23 protein-coding genes and 1 pseudogene are annotated in these 18512 nt (G+C 65.0%); 15 read left to right on the plus strand and 9 right to left on the minus strand.

Features of this window, described 5'->3' with window-relative positions; all coding sequences use genetic code 11:
* Positions 1–28 precede the first annotated feature (28 nt).
* The 4 genes from D3874_RS09185 to D3874_RS09200 all read left to right on the plus strand — a co-directional run bounded on the left by D3874_RS09185 (position 29) and on the right by D3874_RS09200 (position 3367).
* The gene (locus D3874_RS09185) at positions 29–1129 is read left to right on the plus strand and encodes a DUF3616 domain-containing protein (protein WP_199699002.1); all 1101 of its coding nucleotides are present in this window, start codon (positions 29–31) and stop codon (positions 1127–1129) included.
* A 50-nt stretch (positions 1130–1179) separates the two neighbouring features.
* Positions 1180–1869, plus strand: a complete 690-nt coding sequence (locus tag D3874_RS09190; protein ID WP_158595913.1) for a DUF2272 domain-containing protein — start codon at positions 1180–1182, stop codon at positions 1867–1869.
* A 36-nt stretch (positions 1870–1905) separates the two neighbouring features.
* The gene (locus D3874_RS09195) at positions 1906–2364 is read left to right on the plus strand and encodes a phage tail tip lysozyme (protein ID WP_147385592.1); all 459 of its coding nucleotides are present in this window, start codon (positions 1906–1908) and stop codon (positions 2362–2364) included.
* A 175-nt stretch (positions 2365–2539) separates the two neighbouring features.
* Positions 2540–3367, plus strand: a complete 828-nt coding sequence (locus tag D3874_RS09200) for an alpha/beta fold hydrolase (RefSeq protein WP_119777825.1) — start codon at positions 2540–2542, stop codon at positions 3365–3367.
* A 133-nt stretch (positions 3368–3500) separates the two neighbouring features.
* Here the strand turns inward: D3874_RS09200 and D3874_RS27915 are convergent, their stop codons facing one another.
* The 4 genes from D3874_RS27915 to D3874_RS09215 form a co-directional block, all read right to left on the minus strand.
* The gene (locus D3874_RS27915; RefSeq protein WP_147385593.1) at positions 3501–3998 is read right to left on the minus strand and encodes a hypothetical protein; all 498 of its coding nucleotides are present in this window, start codon (positions 3996–3998) and stop codon (positions 3501–3503) included.
* The gene (gene cdd, locus D3874_RS09205) at positions 3995–4483 is read right to left on the minus strand and encodes a cytidine deaminase (RefSeq protein ID WP_233559887.1); all 489 of its coding nucleotides are present in this window, start codon (positions 4481–4483) and stop codon (positions 3995–3997) included. Before cdd ends, D3874_RS27915 begins: the two co-directional genes overlap by 4 nt.
* A gap of 120 nt (positions 4484–4603) precedes the next feature.
* Complete coding sequence (locus tag D3874_RS09210; protein ID WP_119777826.1) at positions 4604–5818, minus strand: NADP-dependent isocitrate dehydrogenase; 1215 nt, start codon at positions 5816–5818, stop codon at positions 4604–4606.
* Positions 5819–5922: 104 nt separating this feature from the next.
* On the minus strand, positions 5923–6510 hold the full coding sequence (locus tag D3874_RS09215) for an LOG family protein (RefSeq protein ID WP_119777827.1): 588 nt from the start codon (positions 6508–6510) through the stop codon (positions 5923–5925).
* 101 nt (positions 6511–6611) lie between these two features.
* On the opposite strand from D3874_RS09215, the gene D3874_RS09220 reads away from it, so the two are divergent.
* The 4 genes from D3874_RS09220 (at position 6612) to D3874_RS09235 (ending at position 9987) form a co-directional block, all read left to right on the plus strand.
* Entirely contained in the window at positions 6612–7073 is a 462-nt protein-coding gene (locus D3874_RS09220) for a c-type cytochrome (RefSeq protein ID WP_158595914.1), read from the plus strand.
* Positions 7074–7199: 126 nt separating this feature from the next.
* On the plus strand, positions 7200–8084 hold the full coding sequence (locus tag D3874_RS09225) for a c-type cytochrome (RefSeq protein WP_119777829.1): 885 nt from the start codon (positions 7200–7202) through the stop codon (positions 8082–8084).
* 42 nt (positions 8085–8126) lie between these two features.
* Positions 8127–9260 (plus strand): LysM peptidoglycan-binding domain-containing protein, encoded by a 1134-nt coding sequence (locus D3874_RS09230; protein WP_119777830.1) that lies wholly within the window; start codon positions 8127–8129, stop codon positions 9258–9260.
* Between the two features lie 220 nt (positions 9261–9480).
* Entirely contained in the window at positions 9481–9987 is a 507-nt protein-coding gene (locus D3874_RS09235) for a hypothetical protein (protein WP_119777831.1), read from the plus strand.
* A gap of 43 nt (positions 9988–10030) precedes the next feature.
* On the opposite strand, the gene D3874_RS09240 is transcribed toward D3874_RS09235, so the two are convergent.
* Together D3874_RS09240 and D3874_RS09245 are read right to left on the minus strand one after the other, a co-directional pair.
* Positions 10031–10417 (minus strand): cupin domain-containing protein, encoded by a 387-nt coding sequence (locus D3874_RS09240; RefSeq protein ID WP_119777832.1) that lies wholly within the window; start codon positions 10415–10417, stop codon positions 10031–10033.
* 19 nt (positions 10418–10436) lie between these two features.
* Entirely contained in the window at positions 10437–11594 is a 1158-nt protein-coding gene (locus D3874_RS09245) for an acyl-CoA dehydrogenase family protein (protein ID WP_119777833.1), read from the minus strand.
* Positions 11595–11616: 22 nt separating this feature from the next.
* On the opposite strand from D3874_RS09245, the gene D3874_RS09250 reads away from it, so the two are divergent.
* Positions 11617–12429, plus strand: coding sequence for a winged helix-turn-helix transcriptional regulator (locus tag D3874_RS09250; protein ID WP_233559888.1), 813 nt, complete (start codon positions 11617–11619; stop codon positions 12427–12429).
* A gap of 1 nt (position 12430) precedes the next feature.
* Here the strand turns inward: D3874_RS09250 and D3874_RS09255 are convergent, their stop codons facing one another.
* Complete coding sequence (locus tag D3874_RS09255) at positions 12431–13333, minus strand: LysR family transcriptional regulator (RefSeq protein WP_119777834.1); 903 nt, start codon at positions 13331–13333, stop codon at positions 12431–12433.
* A 123-nt stretch (positions 13334–13456) separates the two neighbouring features.
* Here D3874_RS09255 and D3874_RS09260 point away from each other — a divergent pair.
* The 4 genes and pseudogenes from D3874_RS09260 to maiA all read left to right on the plus strand — a co-directional run.
* A pseudogene (locus D3874_RS09260) lies at positions 13457–14041 on the plus strand (SDR family NAD(P)-dependent oxidoreductase); the annotation flags it as partial.
* Positions 14042–14109: 68 nt separating this feature from the next.
* The gene (locus tag D3874_RS32390) at positions 14110–14196 is read left to right on the plus strand and encodes a hypothetical protein (RefSeq protein WP_456306442.1); all 87 of its coding nucleotides are present in this window, start codon (positions 14110–14112) and stop codon (positions 14194–14196) included.
* Positions 14197–14246: 50 nt separating this feature from the next.
* The gene (locus D3874_RS09265; RefSeq protein WP_119777835.1) at positions 14247–15149 is read left to right on the plus strand and encodes an SDR family oxidoreductase; all 903 of its coding nucleotides are present in this window, start codon (positions 14247–14249) and stop codon (positions 15147–15149) included.
* 64 nt (positions 15150–15213) lie between these two features.
* Entirely contained in the window at positions 15214–15879 is a 666-nt protein-coding gene (gene maiA / locus D3874_RS09270; RefSeq protein WP_119777836.1) for a maleylacetoacetate isomerase, read from the plus strand.
* A 31-nt stretch (positions 15880–15910) separates the two neighbouring features.
* Here the strand turns inward: maiA and D3874_RS09275 are convergent, their stop codons facing one another.
* Together D3874_RS09275 and D3874_RS09280 are read right to left on the minus strand one after the other, a co-directional pair.
* Positions 15911–16189 (minus strand): hypothetical protein, encoded by a 279-nt coding sequence (locus tag D3874_RS09275; protein WP_147385594.1) that lies wholly within the window; start codon positions 16187–16189, stop codon positions 15911–15913.
* 106 nt (positions 16190–16295) lie between these two features.
* Positions 16296–16988 carry a Crp/Fnr family transcriptional regulator gene (locus D3874_RS09280; protein WP_119777838.1) on the minus strand — a complete coding sequence of 231 codons (693 nt, stop codon included), beginning with the start codon at positions 16986–16988 and terminating at the stop codon, positions 16296–16298.
* 111 nt (positions 16989–17099) lie between these two features.
* On the opposite strand from D3874_RS09280, the gene D3874_RS09285 reads away from it, so the two are divergent.
* Both D3874_RS09285 and D3874_RS09290 read left to right on the plus strand, forming a co-directional pair.
* Positions 17100–17873: a class II aldolase/adducin family protein gene (locus D3874_RS09285; protein ID WP_119777839.1), complete on the plus strand. Its 774-nt coding sequence runs from the start codon at positions 17100–17102 to the stop codon at positions 17871–17873.
* 12 nt (positions 17874–17885) lie between these two features.
* A complete protein-coding gene (locus D3874_RS09290; protein WP_119777840.1) occupies positions 17886–18479 on the plus strand; it encodes an HD domain-containing protein in 594 nt (197 codons plus the stop codon).
* Positions 18480–18512: the final 33 nt, after the last annotated feature.

Raw genomic sequence — 18512 nt, forward strand, 5'->3', positions numbered from 1 at the left:
GTATTCAATCGATGATTGAATGCCCTTGATGATTGCAGTCGTCGTTGCATCGTCGGGGGAACAAGAGATGAGAAAATCGCTGCTTTTAGCGGTAGTGATGGTGCTGGCTTGCGCTGGGGCCATCAGCGATCTCTTGGCTGCTGAGGCAATCGCACCGCTCCAGCCGACAGCCGCGATCCCGGTCATCGGGAGTTTCCACGGCAAATCCTCGGAAGATGCGGCAAGAGACATAAGCGGTATCGCCTGTTTGGAGGTCGCCGGACAAGAAAAACGCTGTCTGGTGATCAATGACGAGAACCGCTCGGCACAGTTCGTAACCCTCGCTGAGGGGAAGCTGGTTGTCGGTAACGAAATTTCCCTGATAGACACCAGCGCACCTGCCGATGCCACGGGCACACCGCCAGCGGATCACGGCTGCACTGGCGGTACGAAGAAATTCAAGGATCTGGACGGCGAGGCCGTGGCGGCTTTCGGGACAGACTTCCTCGTCGTGGGCTCACACGGATGCAGCCGCAAGGATGTGGAATTTCGAAGCTCCTCTTTTCTCCTTATCCGGGTGTCAGTGGCAAATCCGGCTCATCCGGTAGTGACCGGGCGTACCTATCGGCTTTCCGACGTGTTGCGGCAAGCACCGGATATCGGTGCGTATTTCGCTAAGCCGTTGGCCGACGGCGGCCTGAACATAGAAGGCTTGGCCGTGGCTGGCGGCACATTGCTCGTCGGGCTGCGTGCGCCTTCGAGCGACGGCAAGGCCTTCATCGTCAGCGTGCCACCGGATCTGCTTTTCGCCGCGAAGGCGCCAAGCGTCATGCGCCTGCCGCTGGGGCAGGGGGCGGGAATTCGCGATTTGACGATGTTGCCGGCGGCGGACGGGCGGGGGTTGGTGCTCGCGGGGCCGACGCTGGAACAATCGGACGTTCCCTATTCGTTGTTTGTCTTCGATCCTCAGACTGGCGCTTCGTCACTACTGGCGACCTTGGCGGATGTAACCGTGGAGGGTCAGAGAGGCAAGGCGGAAGCTGTCACCGTCCTTGACATGGAGGGTAGTCAGCTTCGGGTGTTGGTCATGTTCGACAGTGTGCCGAACGGCGGCCCACTCGAATATCGCATGACGCTTCCCAAGCCTTGAAGGGGTTTCAGCAGTCAACCGAAATACGAATGCCAGAAACGGGGGAGACCATGGTTGTTACTGAATTCGATCAACGTGCCGCCGCTATTGCGATGGCGGAGTGGTGGTTCTTTGGCAGCCCGTATGTCGATGGGGAGAGCAGCACGCTGCAAATTCACACGGCGCCCGGCAGCCATGGGGTGCCCGGAGATGAATCCAAGGACGGATGGAGGCACCGGACGTGGACCTATATGAAGGTCGGCGTCTACCCGGACAGCGATGGTTGGGAGTCCCAAAAGGCCGAGCCTTGGTCGGCTGCCTTTATCTCTTTTGTTATGCGGACGGCCGGGGCAAAGAGCCGGTTTCCTTATTCGATGAGCCACAGCACTTACGTCTCGAAGGCGGTGCTCAATCGCCTATCGGGAAACACGCAGGACACGATTGTCGCCTACCGTTCGGACGAAATCGTCCCGCTCGTCGGGGATCTCATGTGGCGGGGTCGAAAGTCCGAAGATCCCGCCCAGGTCGATACATCCGGTTGGGGGTTGGACGACATCGCTGCCTACATAAAGGCCGGCGGCGATTCCTTTCCCTCGCACTGCGACTTGGTGGTGCGCACCGATCTCCAGGCCAAGCAGATTTATTTGATCGGCGGCAATGTGCGCGATCGCGTGCTGCGCACCCGGGTCACCACTGATGCGAACGGCCTTGCGAAAGGCGCTGCCCACACGGTCGTGCTCCGAAACAATATCGCCGAATAATCACGTCGCGAACAGGATTGATGAGGGGAGGCAAGAATGGCCGATCACACTCTTTTCAAACAGAAAGCACCTGGCGTCATGCACAATTTGATGGCGGATTTCGAATTGAATCAGGTTCAGGCGGCCGGCGTGCTCGGCAATATCGGACACGAGTGCAATGGCTTTCGCAATCTGCACGAGATCGGGCAGCCAGAAGGAAAAGGCGGCTATGGCTGGGCCCAATGGACAGGTCCGCGTCGCAAGAGTTTTTTTGCCTGGTGCGACAAGAACGCCTTGGACTGGAAAACCGACTTCGCCAATTACGGCTACCTGAAGCATGAACTTGTACACGAATACAAAAGTACCATTTCCGCTGTCCTGAAAACCAAAGCTTTGGGGGATGCCGTGGCAGCGTTCGAGAAAAACTTCGAAAAGGCCGGTACGCCAAACTACAAGAGCCGGGAGGCTTGGGGGCAGGAAGCGCTCGATGCGTTCAATGCCGCGGCCAAGGACTGAGCTGCCACCGACGAAACGCGATGGCGGCAGACCAAAGGCTTTGGTTGCCGGTGACAGCGCAATGCTGGCGGGTCATCCCATGAACATCGTTCATGGGATGACCCGCGCACATATCATTTGCCGATCCCGCCTTGGAGCCTAGCCTGGGGCCAACAAGCGCCGCGGGAGGTCGGGAATGGGCGAGTCGATGGAAAGCCGACATGTCGATACCGGCCTGGGGCGCCTGCGCCTGCGTCTGGCCGGCAGCGGCCCGGCCCTGATGTTCTGGCCCAGCCTGCTGATGGACGGCGGCATGTGGCAAGCCCAGGCCGCGCATTTCAGCGACCGCTACCGCGTGATCCTGGTCGATTCGCCGGGGCACGGCGCCAGCCAGGCCCTGACCCGCCTGTTCAGTTTCGAAGAATGTGCCCGGGCGATCGTCGAGATCCTGGATGCCCTGGGCATCGACCGGGCGCACTTCGTCGGCAATTCCTGGGGCGGCATGATCGGCGGCACCTTCGCCGCGACCTATCCTGCCCGCGTCGGCGTGGCGATCCTGATGAACTGCACGGCCTCGGCCTGCGGCTGGCGCCAGAAGCTCGAGTATTTCCTGCTCACCCGCATCCTGTGGCGGGCGGGCAGGGTGCCGGGCTTCATGGTGGGCCAGGCGGTCGATGCCTTCATCGGTCCCACGTCGGCCCGCGAACGGCCGCAGGTGGGCGAGGCGATCCGTGCCGCCGTGGGCCGGGCCAATGCCCGCTCGGTCTATTGGGCGATCCGCAGCGTGGTGCCGGCGCGGCCGGACCAGCATGGCTTGATGGCGCGCATCCGCACCCCCGTGCTGGTCGTCGCGGGGGAGGAGGATCGCACCTTTCCGGTCGCCGAAACGGCCGCGATGGCCAGGTCGATCCCGGGCGCTGAATTCACGGTGATGAAACGCACCGCCCACCTGGCAGGGCTGGAATGCCCGGCCGAAGTCAACACCCTGATCGACGACTTCCTGGCGCGGCACCATTTGGGTTGAGATGCGCCCCGAACCGGTTGTCGTGGCCTCATAGGGATCCATGACGGGAACGGGCAGCGAAGCGGTGCCAACTTTACAGCGCTGTTCACGTAGAAGGTAATTGGGGTGCTGTTTTTCCTTTTTTGAGAATTTCTCAATACAATGCGATTAGCTCGTTTACTGTTATCGCAATAAATAAACCCACAAAAATAAAATTTCCCAGATATGTTGACAAAAGGGCTCTTCTAAACCAGCGCTCTCTATCTATCGTTATATTAAAGAAGTTTTTCTTGTAGCACTCAAGGTATTTTATATCTGTTATTCTATCAAATTTCAGGTAAAATATTATACCGCAGCAAAACTCCGCATAAGCTAGAAATAAAAAACAAAAAAGGCAAAGCAGCATCATAGAAAATGGGTAAGGGAAAGGGGATTGTTGTGTTAGTGGATCAAACTTATCTACTAATCTGAAAACCAATAATCCTAAAAATCCAAATATAACGCCATTGAATCTAAGTAATGCGCTTGATTTACTATCGATAATATTCAATCTATCGTATAAATACTTTATGTTCCATTGCTCATCCTTAAGGAGGAGTAAGGTCTGATAGTGCGCATCTTCATTCTGTAACGTCGCCTCAGGTTTACTCATTGTTCTGCCTTGCTGTCAAATTCAAAAGAAAATGGAAGCAAATCGCCAGAGGTGACCTCGTGGCAGCAAAGGTCAGTACCAAAAAACTGCACACGAACATTTTTGCCAAACTCAAGAATGCGCTGGCGGCAACCACCACAGGGCGTGCAAGGCACATGCTGTGCATCTCCCGCCTCTGCGTAGACGGCCACATCTACAAGCACAAGGTTGCCGCCCTCAGCAACACGCGCTGCGGCGATGGCGCCAGCTTCAGCGCAGGTCCCTAGTGGATAAGCGATATTCTCCACATTAGTCCCTGTATATATCTTACCTGAAGCTGCCCGGACCGCAGCCCCCACGCGAAACCTTGAGTAGGGTGCATACGAATTCTTGCATGCGCGTTTTGCGCAGTCAAACAATTCAGAATCGACCGTGGGTGTTGATATTCCAGTTTTCTTCGGTTTTGTGGGCACTGTTGTCCCTCCTCTGAAACGGATCGACATCATCGAGTAGCTTCGAGGGCTTCGAGGGCTTCGAGGGCTTCGCCAGTATCGCCATCTCGTCAGCTTACGTGGCACACAAATCTCCGCTCTCTCCGCTTTCAGCGGAGAGAGCTACTGTCAGCGTTACGCCAGCTTCGTCTGCAGGTTGACGTCGAGCGTATCCAGGAACGCCTCGGTGGTCAGCCAGGGCTGGTCCTTGGAGATCAGGATCGCGAGATCCTTGGTCATCTTGCCCGACTCGACGGTCTCGACGCAGACCTCTTCCAGGGCCTGGGAGAAGCGGGCGAGGTCGGCGTTGTCGTCCAGCTTGGCGCGGTGTTTCAGGCCACCGGTCCAGGCGAAGATCGAGGCGATCGGGTTGGTCGAGGTCGCCTTGCCCTTCTGGTGCTCGCGGTAGTGGCGGGTGACCGTGCCGTGGGCCGCTTCCGCTTCCACGATCTGGCCGTCCGGCGTCATCAGGACCGAGGTCATCAGGCCCAGCGAGCCGAAGCCCTGGGCGACCGTGTCGGACTGCACGTCGCCGTCGTAGTTCTTGCAGGCCCAGACATAGCCGCCTTCCCACTTCAACGCCGAGGCCACCATGTCGTCGATCAGGCGATGCTCGTAGACGATGCCGGCGGCGTCGAACTGCGCCTTGAATTCGGCGTCGAAGATCTCCTGGAAGATATCCTTGAAGCGGCCGTCATAGGCCTTGAGGATGGTGTTCTTGGTCGACAGGTACACCGGCCACTTGCGCAGCAGGCCGTAGTTGAGCGAGGCGCGGGCGAAGTCCCTGATCGAGTCGTCGAGGTTGTACATCGCCATGGTGACGCCGCTGCCGGGGAAATCGAACACGTCGTGCTCGATCACGGTGCCGTCGTCGCCCACGAACTTGATGGTCAGCTTGCCCTTGCCGGGGATCTTGAAATCGGTCGCGCGGTACTGGTCGCCGAAGGCATGGCGGCCGACCACGATCGGCTTGGTCCAGCCGGGCACCAGGCGGGGCACGTTGGTGCAGATGATCGGCTCGCGGAAGATCACGCCGCCCAGAATGTTGCGGATCGTGCCGTTGGGCGACTTCCACATCTTCTTGAGCTTGAATTCCTCGACCCGGGCCTCGTCGGGGGTGATGGTGGCGCACTTGATGCCGACGCCGACCGCCTTGATCGCATTGGCGGAATCGACGGTCACCTGGTCGTTGGTGGCGTCGCGATGCTCGATGCCGAGGTCGAAATACTGGATGGGCAGGTCGAGGTAGGGGAGGATCAGCTTCTGCTTGATGAAGGTCCAGATGATCCTGGTCATTTCGTCGCCGTCGAGCTCGACGACCGGATTGGCGACCTTAATCTTCGCGACCATGCTGACCCGTTCCTTAGGTTGTGGGAGTGGATGGGCGGCACCATACACAAGCGATTGGCGGTGATCAGCCCCCCAATCGTCTAAAGTGATGCAGTGCCGCAAAATTATTCCGCGACCGGCATGGGCGTGGGGCTGTGATCGATGGTGAGGCCCGCCAGCGCCGGCAGGACGGCGGCGACATCGGGCACCACGGTGTAGATGTCGCGGGTCGCAGGCCGGGCAAAGCCGGTGGCGATGACATGGTCGACCAGGGCCAGGAAGGGCTGCCAATAATCGAGGTAGTCGACCAGCACGATCGGCTTGGTGTGGAGCTGGAGCTGGGCCCAGGTGGTCATTTCCACCGTCTCGTCCAGGGTGCCCATGCCGCCCGGCAGGACGACGAAGGCTTCCGAACGTTCGAACATCAGGCGCTTGCGCTGGTGCATGGTCTCGACCTCGATGGTCTCGGCGATGTCTTCCAGCTTGGCTTCCAGCTTGGTCAGGAAGGTGGGGATGATGCCCACCACGCGGCCGCCGTTGTCGCGGCAGGCCCGGGCAATGGTGCCCATCAACCCCAGGGCGCCGCCGCCATAGACCAGTTCGATCCTCTCGGCGGCGAGCAGGCGGCCGAACCGGGCGGCCGCCTCGACGAAGCGGGGATCCTTGGGCGTGGAGGCACCACAGAACACACAAAGGCTTTTGACCGGTGACATGATTTTCTCGGATCCAGAGCGGGCCGGATGGCCCGGGGGGTATGATTGTATTATGTTTTCGCCGGGGCGCGGTAGAAACCCGAACGTTTTGGAGGATTAGCATGGCTTTGCGTCAGCTTCACGGCCCGCGTTTCGCCCTCGCACTGGGCCTGGTGGCCGGCCTGGCCGGTATCGCGCTCGCGGCGACCCCCGACGAGTTGTATGAAAAGCGCGAGGCCGGCATGAAGGCAAACGGCGCTGCCTTGAAGGCGCTGGCCGCGGCGGCCAAGGCCGGCACCATCACGCCCGAGGATGTTGCCAAGGCGCAGGGCCTGGTCGATGTCGCCAATACCCTCCCCGAACTCTTCACCGAAGGCTCGATTACGCCCAAGAGCCGGGCCTTGCCAGAGATCTGGAGCAACAAGGCCGGCTGGGACGAGAAGCTGACCGCCTTCCAGGCCGCCGCCGACACCGTGCTGGCCTCGGCCAAATCCGGCGACCCCGCCGCCCTGGGTGTCGCGGTCGACAAGGCCGGCGAGGCCTGCGGCGCCTGCCACAAGATCTTCCGCGGGCCCGAGAAGTAAGGCCCGGCCAACTTGCGTCCTTCGAGACGGCCCTCCGGGCCTCCTCAGGATGAGGAAAATCTTTATGGCAAAAGGACTTACCTCATCCTGAGGAGCTGCCGAAGGCGGCGTCTCGAAGGACGCACAATGCTGCTCCAGCGCATCATCCGGGCCCTGGCATTGGCCTTTATCGCCGTCGCCGGCCAGCCCGCCATCGCCGACGAAGCGCAGGTCGCCCGCGGCGCCTATCTGGTGCGGGCGGGTGGCTGCATGGCCTGCCACACGGTGCCCAAGGGCGGCCAGCCCTTTGCCGGCGGGCGGGGCATGGCGACGCCCTTCGGCACCTTCTATACCCCCAACATCACGCCCGACCCCGACACCGGCATCGGCAAGTGGTCGGACGCGGATTTCCTGCGCGCGCTGCGCGAGGGCGTCTCGCCCGCGGGCGAGCATTATTTCCCGGTCTTTCCCTACACCTCCTATACCGGCATGACCCGGGCGGACGCTCTGGCGATCAAGGCCTATCTGTTCTCGCTCGCCCCAGTCGCCGCCCCGCGCAAGGCCCACGAGGTGGCCTTTCCCTTCTCGTGGCGCGCCTTGCAGGCGGGCTGGAAGCAGATGTTCTTCCGCCCCGGCGAGTTCAGGCCCCGGCCCGGTCAAGGGGAGCAGGTCAACCGCGGCGCCTATCTGGTGCGGGCACTGGGCCATTGCGGCGAATGCCACACCCCGCGCAGCCCCCTGGGCGGGGCCTTGATCGGCCTCAACCTAGCCGGGACGGCGGATGGCCCGGACGGCGAGAAAGTGCCCAACATCACGCCCGACCGCGACACCGGCATCGGCACCTGGTCGGCCGAGGACATCGCGGAGGTGCTGGCCAGCGGGACCATGCCCGATTTCGACAATGTCCAGGGCTCGATGGCGGAGGTGGTCGACGACGGCACCAGCCACCTGACCGACGAAGACCGTCTTGCAATTGCAACCTATCTTCTCAGCCTGCCCCCGGTAAGGCATGGTAATCCCGTCAGTAACTGATGGGGCTTGGCGTATCGGCCCCGTCGCGGGGGACTCGAGGCCATGGCGGCGGTTCTGGAACAGCAGCGGGGAAAACGTGTCGCCGTCGGCGGGGGCATCGCCCTGGCCGTCGCCCTTCTCCTGGGCCTGCTGTGGCATTTTTCGGCCGCCGACAAGGCGCCGCCCGCGCCCGGCCCGCAGGCGGCCGATGCCGGGGCGGCCCCGCCCGCGACCCGCGGCGTCGACGTGCCGCCCGCCGCCGCCGCGCCGCCCGCGGCAGCCGCCCCCCCGCCCGCGGGAGCGGCGCCCGGCGATGCCGCCGCGCCGGCCCTGGTGCCGCCCACCTTCGACGTCGCCCGCATCGCCGCCGACGGCACCGCCGTGATGGCCGGCCGGGCGCCTGCCCAGGCCCAGGTCGAGATCCGGGGCAACGGCACCCCCCTGGGCACGTCGGCCAGCGGGGCCGACGGCTCCTGGGCCATGATGATCGACAAGCCGCTGCCCGAGGGCACGCTCGAACTCTCGCTCGAAGCCAAGCTGCCCGACGGCCGCTCGGTCCGCTCCGACCAGGTGGTGCTGGTCGACGTGCCGTCGCGGGCCAAGCCGCCGGCGACGGCCGGCACGGGCGAGCCTCCCGTTGCCGTGCTCACCAACCGCGACCAGGCCGGCGCGGCCGAACCCTCGAAGATTCTCCAGGGGCCGGGCGGCACGCCGGCGAGCGCGCCGCTGCCCACCGGCAGCGCGCCCACCCTGGACCTGGTCGAATACGGCGCCGACGGTGCCCCGATCCTGGCCGGCCGGGCCCAGCCCGGCGCCACCATCCGCATCTACCTGGGCGAGCGCCTGATCGCGCAGACCACGGCGGGCCCCGACGGCCGATGGCGCGTAACCCCCGACGTAGCCGTCGACCCCGGCCGCTACGCCCTGCGTCTCGACGAGATCGGCGCCGACGGCAAGGTCATCGCCCGCCGCGAACTGCCCTTCGAACGGGCCACGCCGGAAGCGGTCGCCAGCGCCGGCATCGTCACCGCCCAAACAACCAGCTTCACCGTCCAGCCCGGCAACAGCCTGTGGCGCATCGCCCGCAACGAGCTGGGGACGGGGACGCGGTACATCGACCTCTACCGGGCGAACGAAGGCCAGATCAAGGACCCGGACCTGATCTATCCGGGGCAGGTGCTGGCGTTGCCGCGGTAAAGCCTGGAGATCTTTGCGCGGAAGGCCTTCAGCTTGGCATGAGCGTTGTTCGCCCTTCCAGCCCTCCAAGTGCCTGTACGGCAGCCACCCCCCTCCAGCCCACCCGTTAAACCAAGGTATAGGCGGCGACCATCTGGCGTACAGTATCCCGCGCGGCGGTTGGCACTAGACTTGAGGCTGGGCAGCGAACAGCCGCTGCGTGCGACAATGGAGGGGCATCATGTTCGATCCGACCACATTCACGGGCTTTCACACCTGGGCGAGCCTGATTGCGCTGGCCGTCGGCTTCCTGATGGTCGCGGGCCTGATCCAGCGCCGCGAGACGCCGCTGGCGACCGCCATCTTCCTGGTGAGCGCGATCGTGACCAGCGCCACCGGCTTCGGCTTTCCCTTCACGCAGATCCTGCCGTCCCACATCGTGGGCGCGATCTCGCTGATCCTGCTGGCGGCTGCCGTCATCGGGCGCTACGGCTTTGGCCTGGCCGGCCCGTGGCGCCGGATCTATGCCGCCTCGATGGTCGCCGCCCAGTATTTCCTGGCCTTCGTCGCCATCGCCCAGACCTTTTCCAAGGTGCCGGCGCTCAATCCGGCGGCGCCCACGCCGATCAACCCGACCGACCCGGTCTTCGGCGCGGTGCAGGCCGTGGTGCTGGTGATCTTCGTGTGGCTGGGCCTGCGCGCGGTGCGGCGGTTCCAGCAGGGGGCGACCTTGCGGCCGGCGCTGTAACCGCGCCGACCGCAACGGCCCCCGCCTGAGGCCTTGTTCTTCCTCAGGCCTTCGTCTTCTCGATCATGTGGTCGATGACGTGGCGATGCTCGTGCTGGGGGCTGAACATGATGATCTCGGCATCGGCGTCGACCTTCACGTTGTGCCCAGGCGGCCAGTAGAACAGATCGTTCGCGCTGGCCGTCTCCTGCCTGCCGTCCGCGTCGGTGGTGGTAAGCCGGCCGCGCAAGACGAAGCCCCAGTGCGGGCACTGGCACAGATCGCCCTCCAGCCCCTGGAACAGGGGCGTGGTATCGACGCCCGCGGCCAGCGTGAAATACTCCGCGCTGATCCGGCCGTATCCGCTCGCGTCGCCGAAATCCATGCGCTGACGGATCACGGCGCCGGGAATTTCCATCCTCACCTCCACACGGTCTTTCGCTACCAGCATGGCCGTCTCCTCGTCTGTTTCAGAATATCCGGGCGACCGGCTGGCCCAGGGCCATGGCGCCGGCATAGCGGGCCTGGGGCCCGGCCTGCAACGGGTGGAAGCGGGCGCCCTGGATATCCCGGAACAGCCGCTCGAGCCCGCGGGCACGGTAGAAGCCGGCGCCACCCGCCAGTTCCAGCGCCAGGTCGACGGCCTCGATCGCATGCTGGGCCACCAGGGTGCGGCCGATCATGACCTCGTTCACCGTATCCGCCGAGGGGGCGTTGCGCTCCACCACGCGCAGCATCCAGCCATGGGCAAGCTGGGCGGCGCGCAGGGCGGTATCCATCCGGCCCGCCAGGGCGAGCATGTCTTCCGTCGCCGGCTTCGCCTTGGCGATCTCGATCGCGACCTCGCGGGCGCGTTCCGCGACGCCTAAGTACACGGCATAGATCAGCGGGAAGGCGATGGTCGAGATGGTCTGGAACAGCGGATGCCATTCGCCGGCCTTGCGGGTCAGGGCGACGCCCGCGTCGGGCACGAAGAAATCCTCGACCACCACGTCGTTGGAGCCGGTGCCGCGCATGCCCAGCGTCCGCCAGGTGTCGAGCACCCGCACCTCGGGCGCCTTCATGGGCAGGGCGAAATGGATGACGGAGTCGCCCGCCTCGCCGCGCACCACGGCACCGGTCATCAAGAGGTCGCCGGCCGCGGCGCCGGAGGTGAAGACCTTCCGTGCCGAGACGCGGTAACCGCCCTCGACCTTGCGGGCCTCGCCCGAACCGCCGATCCAGTCCGAGCCGCCGCTGGACAGAAGGATGATCCGCTCGCCCGCCACGCGCTTGAGCAAGGGCTCGACCGCCGCCGCCTTCTGGTGTTGCCAGCGCCAGGCCGGGATCGCCACCTGATGGGTGTGCATCGAAAAGGCCAGGGCCGTCGAACTGCAGCCGTGGGCCAGCAGGCGCAGCATTTCCGCCAGTTCGGCCACGGTGGCCCCGCCGCCGCCCAGTTCGGCCGGCACGCCGGCCTCGATCAGGCCCGCCTCCTTCAACAGGGCGTAGTTCTCGGTCACGAAAGTGTCGCCCTCGTCGATGGCGGCCGCCCGGCCTGCCAGGACCGGCAGCAATGGCTGCACCCGTTCGGCCGGGGTCGGCACCGTGGCGGCGATGATTGTTGAAACCTGTACGGCCTGGCTCATGTCTGCTCCCTCCATGCGTGTCATGATCGCCGATACAATCCCCGTCGCATCGGCCGGGGTCCAGTTCACGAACTGTACTGGCGGCGTGTTCCACCCCCGCTTTGCGCGTATGCTGTCCGCCGGCGTGGTGACGGGGGTGACGATGGACGGCGAAGGCGGCTACGGCCAGTTCTGCCCGGTGGCGATGGCATCGGAAATCCTGTGCTCGCGCTGGACGGTGCTGGTGGTGCGCGAGCTTCTGTGCGGCACCACCCGATTCAACGACCTGCGGCGCGGCGTGCCGCGCATGTCGCCGACGTTGCTGTCGAAGCGGCTGAAGGAATTGGAGCGGGCGGGGGTCATCGCCGCGGTGCCCAATGCCAAGGGGGTTGCCGAATATCGCCTGACGCCGGCGGGGGAGGATTTGCGGCCCATCGTCCTGGGCATGGGCTTCTGGGGGCAGCGATGGGTGGAATCCCAGCTTTCGCTGAAGAATCTCGATCCCTCGCTGCTGATGTGGGACATGCGCCGCAACCTCAATCCCCAGCCGTTGCCGCCCCGGCGCTGTACGATTCAGTTTCAGTACCCGGAATTGCCCCAGGCCAAGCGGAATTGGTGGCTGGTGGTCGACGACGGCAAGGTCGACCTGTGCGGTTTCGATCCGGGTTTCGACGTCGACCTGCTGGTGACCAGTTCCTTGCGGATCATGACCGCGATCTGGATGGGGATCGCCGTCGCCCGGCGCGAGATCGAGGATGGCCGGCTGGAATTGGATGGCGATCCGGCGATCGCGGGCGCCATGCAGCGCTGGCTGGGCCTCAGCACCTTCGCCGCCGAACCGCGCCGGGTTCCATAGGCTAGGCCGCCACCCCGAGATTGCCGGCGGACATCCGTGCGGCCCAGTCGAGGAAGACCCGGACCCGGGGCGATAGCTGCCGGTTCCTTGGATAGAGCAGGGAGACGGGCACCGACGGCGGCGGACAGGCGGCGAGCAGGGGCACCAGCGTGCCCTGCGCCAGATCCGCTGCCGCGTGAAAACGTGGAACCTGAAACAGCCCAAGGCCCAGCCGGGCCACCATCAGGTAGCTTTCGGTGCCGGTCACCGACACCAGGGTCGGCAGGGTCACGCTGCGCAGCGATCCCTCCACCATGAATTCCAGCGGTCGCACGGCGCCGGTGGAGAGGGAGCGCAGGCCGATCATCCGGTGGCCTTCCAGGCCGTCAATGTCGCCGGGCAGCCCGAAGCGTTCGATATAGGCGGGGGCGGCGCAGGTCAACCGGTCCAGGACCCCCACGCGCCGTGCCACCAGGTCGCTGTCGGGCAGCGTGCCCCAGCGCAGGGCGCAGTCGACGCCCTCGCGGATCACGTCGACCCAGCGTTCACCCTCGCTGATGCTGAGCTCGATCTCCGGGTATTCGGCCAGGAAGGCGGGCAGGCCCGGCAGCAGGAAATGCCGTGCCAGCGTGCCCTGCACCTCCACCCGCAGCAGGCCCCGGGGCCGCGCGCCGGCAAAGGCACCTTCCGCATCCTCCAGGTCCGCGATCAGGGACAGGCAGCGCCGGTAGTAGGCCTCGCCGTCCAGCGTCGGGCTGACATGGCGGGTGGTTCGCTGCAGCAGGCGCACGCCCAGGCGCGCCTCCAACTGCTTCACCGCGTCGGTGACCGTGGAGCGGGGCAGGCCCAGGTCCTGCGCCGCGACGGTGAAGCTGCGCCGTTCGACCACGCGGGTGAAGACGCGCATGGAGTCGAAGCGGTCCATCTATTATTCGCCTTATCCGGACAGTATTGCCGGATCATCGCTGATTATGCGGGGCACCGAAAGGGCCATCTTCTCCCCATCGGCAGCGGACATCTCGCCCGAACGGCCTTCAGGAGAAGAGCGATGAACCAGGACAGCAACAAGGTCGCGATCGTCACCGGCGCCTCGCGCGGCATCGGCGCCGCGGTGGCGGCACGACTGTCGGCGGACGGCTTCACTACCGTCATCAACTACTCGGGCGATGCCGCTCCGGCCGATGCGCTGGTGCGCAAGATCGAGGCGGCCGGCGGCCGCGCCCTGAGCGTCAAGGCCGACGTCTCGGACGCCCAGGCGGTCGCCCGCATGTTCGAAGCGGCGCAGACGGCCTTCGGCGGGGTCGACGTGCTGGTCAACAATGCCGGCATCATGACCCTGGCCAGCATCGCCGAGACCGACGACGCCGCTTTCGACCGGCTGATCGCGATCAACCTGAAGGGCAGTTTCAACACCCTGCGCGAGGCGGCCCGCCGGCTGCGCAACGGCGGCCGGATCATCAATTTCTCGTCCAGCGTCGTCGGCCTGCTGCAGCCCACCTACGGCGTCTATGCCGGGACCAAGGCGGCGATCGAGGCGATCACCGGCGTGCTGACCAAGGAACTGCGCGGCCGCTCGATCACCGTCAATGCGGTGGCGCCGGGCCCGACCGCCACCGACCTGTTCCTCAACGGCAAGCCGCCGGAGGTGGTCGACCGTCTGGCCAGGCTGGCCCCCTGGAGCGCCTGGGCGAGCCCGCGGACATCGCCAATGCCGTCGCCTTCCTGGCCGGCCCGGATGGCGCCTGGGTCAACGGCCAGACCCTGCGCGTGAACGGTGGGATCATCTGATCCCGTAACCTGAAATTCCTTGCAACCCATCGCGATACAGGAGAGAGATCATGAAACAGGTTATCGTCGTCACCGGCGCCTCCAGCGGCTTTGGCGCGCTTACCGCCCGCGCCCTGGCCCATGCCGGCCACACCGTCTATGCCACCATGCGCGAGACCGAGGGGCGCAACGCCCCACAGGTCGCCGAGGTGGCACGCTATGCGGCCCAGCATGGCGTCGACCTGCGCACCGTGGAACTGGACGTCGCCGCCGATGCCTCGGTTAATGCGGGCATCGCCCGGATCATCGCGGACAACGGCCGCCTCGACGTGGTGGTGCACAACGCGGGTCACATGTCCTTCGGCCCGGCGGAAGCCTTCACGCCGGAGCAGTTTGCTCAACTCTACGACATCAACGTGCTGAGCACCCAGCGGGTCAACCGCGCGGCCCTGCCGCAGTTGCGCAAACAGGGCCGGGGATTGGTGGTCTGGGTCTCGTCCAGCAGCACCCGGGGTGGCACGCCGCCCTACCTCTCGCCCTATTTCGCGGCCAAGGCGGCGATGGACTCGCTCGCCGTCTCCTATGCCAGCGAACTGACCCGCTGGGGCATCGAGACCTCGATCGTGGTGCCCGGCGCCTTCACCAAGGGCACCAACCACTTCGCCCATTCGGGCGCCCCGGCCGACACGGCGCGGGCCGACGAATACAACGAGGGCCCCTATGCCGGCGTGCCGGACAAGGCGCTGCAGGGCCTTGCGGCACTCGAGCCCGCCGATGCGGACGTGGCCGAGGTGGCGAAGGCGATCGTCACGGTGGTCGATACGCCGTTCGGCCAGCGGCCGTTCCGGGTCCACATCGACCCGTCGCAGGACGGCGCCGAGATCGTCAACGGCGTGGCCGACCGGGTGCGCGCGGAAATGTTCCGCCGCATCGGCCTCGAGGACCTGCTGAAGCCCCGCATGGTGGTGGCCTAGATCCCCGTTGTCTTGGGCCGCGATGTGATCCAGGGTCGCGGCCCATGGGCACAGGAGAACTGCCATGACCGGGACACCGCCCTTCGAGCTCTATGCCTATTGGCGCACCTCGGCGACCTACCGGGTGCGGGTCGCCCTCAATCTCAAGGGCCTTGAGGCGCACGAGCGCATCGTCAACCTGGACGCGGGCGAACAGCGCAGCGAGGCCTTCCTCAAGATCAATCCCCTGGGGGCGATCCCGGCCCTGATCGCGCCGGGCCAGCCGCCGCTGACCCAGTCACTGGCGATCCTCGAATTCCTGGAAGAGACAGCGCCCGAGCCGGCCTTGCTGCCCGCCGATCCCCATGGCCGGGCGCGGGTGCGCTCGATCGCGGCGATGCTGGCGGCCGATACCCACCCGCTGATCACGCCCAGGGTGCGCAAATACCTGACCACCACCGGCGGCTTCGACGATGCCGCCTGGCGCGCCTGGCAGATCCAATGGTTCAGCACCGGCCTGCAGGCGGTGGAGCGGCGGCTGGCGGCCGATGCCGCGACCGGCACCTACTGCCACGGCGACACGGTGACGATGGCCGACATCTGCCTGTTGAGCATCGTCGTGGTGACCCGCGTCTTCAAGATCGTGGTGCCCGACATTCCCCTGATCGACGGCATCGTCGCGCTCTGCGAGGCCCAGGCGGCGTTCGCGAAGGCCGATCCGTTCAGGCAGGAAGGGGCGCCCAAGCCCTGAAGCCCAGCCGTGACGGCGGCCTGCCAAGCGGTCAGACCGCCTCCTGCTCCTCCGCCGCTTTGGCCTTTTTCTTCGGTGCGGCGGCGGGCTTGGTCCGGGCGCGTTCGGCGGCGCGGACCTTGGCGCGTTCGGCCAGGATGGTGCTGGCGGCTTCCTTGCGGCGCGCGCGTTCGGCGACGACGGCCGGCAACACTTCGGCAGCCTGGGCCAGCATCTTGCCCTTGTTCTCGGCGATGATACGCGTGGTGTTGTCGAACAGGTTCTGCAGCGACTTGTCGTCCATCCCCGGCAGCATTTCGATAATTTTCAACGTCAATGTCCTAACCCGGTCCAATTGAGGCGGCGATGCGCCAAGGCGGGAATACTATCACACAAATTGCCAATATTTTCAGCCGCGGGGGAAATCGCCGGAAATATTATCGCCCGACATTGGCCAATCCGATGGGATCGGCCAGGATGACCGCGCCATATCGTCGCTCGATCAGGCCGGCATCTTCCAGCCGCTTCAGCGCCTTGTTGGCGCTTTGCCGCGACATGCCGGTGGTCGTCGCCAGGTCCTCCTGGTTGATTTCGACGACCGCCCCGGGGGCCGGCTCCTTCTCGCTTTCGCCGGTCGCCATAATCAGCAACAGCCGGCCGATGCGGATGTGGCTGGGCTCGGTCGCCACGTCCTCGAGATAGTGCAGGGCGGTGCGCAGGTGCTGGGACAGGATGATGCCGAAGTTACGCCAATAGCGCGGCTCGGCCTCGACGATGGCGTTGAAGCCGGCGACCGGCAGATGCAAGATGACGGACGGGTCGAGAGCCAGGGTGCTTTGCCGCCGGGGCAGGCCGTCGAACATGGAAACCTCGCCGAACCAATCCACCGGTTCGGTCACCCAGGTGCCCACCTCGCGGCCGTTGGCCAGGTAGTTGACGAATTTCATCCGGCCCGAGAGCAGGGCATAGAGGCCGTCGGCCGGATCGCCTATGGTGTAGACGCTTTCGCCCGGCCGCCGTTCGATCACGCGGGCGGCGGCCAGCAGGCGCCGGCGCAGGTCGGCGGGCTGTTCAGCGAGCCAGCCGCGCTGGCTCAGCAGGCGTTCGGCCCGGCCGATGTCGAAGGGCAAGGGCGATGCTCCCGGCGCAGAATGTCAACTTGTTGACATTCTAATGGGATGGTCAGGCGTACAAGGTAAATGTGATCACGGACGCACGGCGTCCCTGGCGGGAGGAGTCATATGTCGACGGTTGCGCTCAAGAAGACCGGTTCCAGCGTGCGGGACCTGGTCAGCCCCGAGGAATGGCAGGTCCGGGTCGATCTTGCCGCCACCTATCGCCTCGTCGCCCACTATGGCTGGGACGACCTGATCTTCACCCACATCTCGGCCCGGGTGCCCAATTCGGACCATCACTTCCTGATCAACCCTTACGGCTACATGTTCGAGGAAATCACCGCCTCGAGCCTGGTGAAGGTCGACCTCGCCGGCCACATCCTTATGGAGACCGAGCACTTCATCAATCCGGCCGGCTACACCATCCATTCGGCCATCCACGGCGCGCGCGAGGATGCGGGCTGCGTCCTGCACCTGCACACCGATGCCGGGGTCGGCGTCTCGGCCCAGCAGCACGGCCTGCTGCCGATCACCCAGAACGCCATGTCGCTGGTCGAAGACCTCGCCTATCACGACTACGAGGGCATCGCCCTGAACCTCGACGAGCGCGAGCGTCTGGTCGCCGACATCGGCACCAAGAACATGATGCTGCTGCGCAACCACGGCACCCTGGCGGTCGGCCAGGATTGCGCCGAGGCCTTCACCCGCATCTTCTTCCTCGAGCGCGCCTGCGCCCAGCAGGTGGCGGCACTTGCCGGCGGCAGCGCCTATGTCGACCCGCCGGCCTCGGTGAAGAAGACCACGGCCGAACAGGGCCGCGGCATCGCCGGCATCGCTCACCTGGGTTGGGGCGGGCTGCTGCGCAAGCTCGACCGCATCGATCCCGGCTTCCGCAACTGAAGGAGCATCGCCATGGCCCATGACGGCGGCATCGAAGCGCCACGCGCCAAGTTCCACGCGATGGAGCATGGCACCCAGGATGACTGGGCTGCCATCATCACCCACGAACTGCCGTTCCAGGCGGCCCAGGCCGGGCGCCTGCTCGACCACCTGAAGCTGCTGAAGGACGAGGCCGGCGGCTTCGCCATCGACCGGCTGGAGCACAGCCTGCAATCGGCGACCATGGCCCACCAGGCCGGCAAGGACGAGGAATACGTCGTCTGCGCCCTGTTCCACGACATGGGCGACATGCTGGGCAGCTTCAACCACGCCGATATCGCGGCCGCCGTGCTGAAGCCCTTCGTGTCCGAGGCCAACCACTGGATGGTCGAGAAACACGGCATCTTCCAGGGTTACTATTTCTTCCACTACCTGGGCCTCGACCGCGACATGCGCGAGAAGTTCCGGGGCCACCCGCACTTCGAACACACGGCCGAGTTCTGCGCCAAGTTCGACCAGAACTGTTTCGATCCCAGCTTCGAGGCGATGCCGCTCGAAGCCTTCCGCCCCATGGTGGAACGGGTGATTTCGCGTCCGCGCCGCAGCATCTACATGAAGGGCGACTGAGTACCGCCGCTCCCATGGGCCCCGGGCACGGTT

Source organism: Oleomonas cavernae (assembly GCF_003590945.1).
GTDB classification, from domain to species: domain Bacteria; phylum Pseudomonadota; class Alphaproteobacteria; order Zavarziniales; family Zavarziniaceae; genus Zavarzinia; species Zavarzinia cavernae.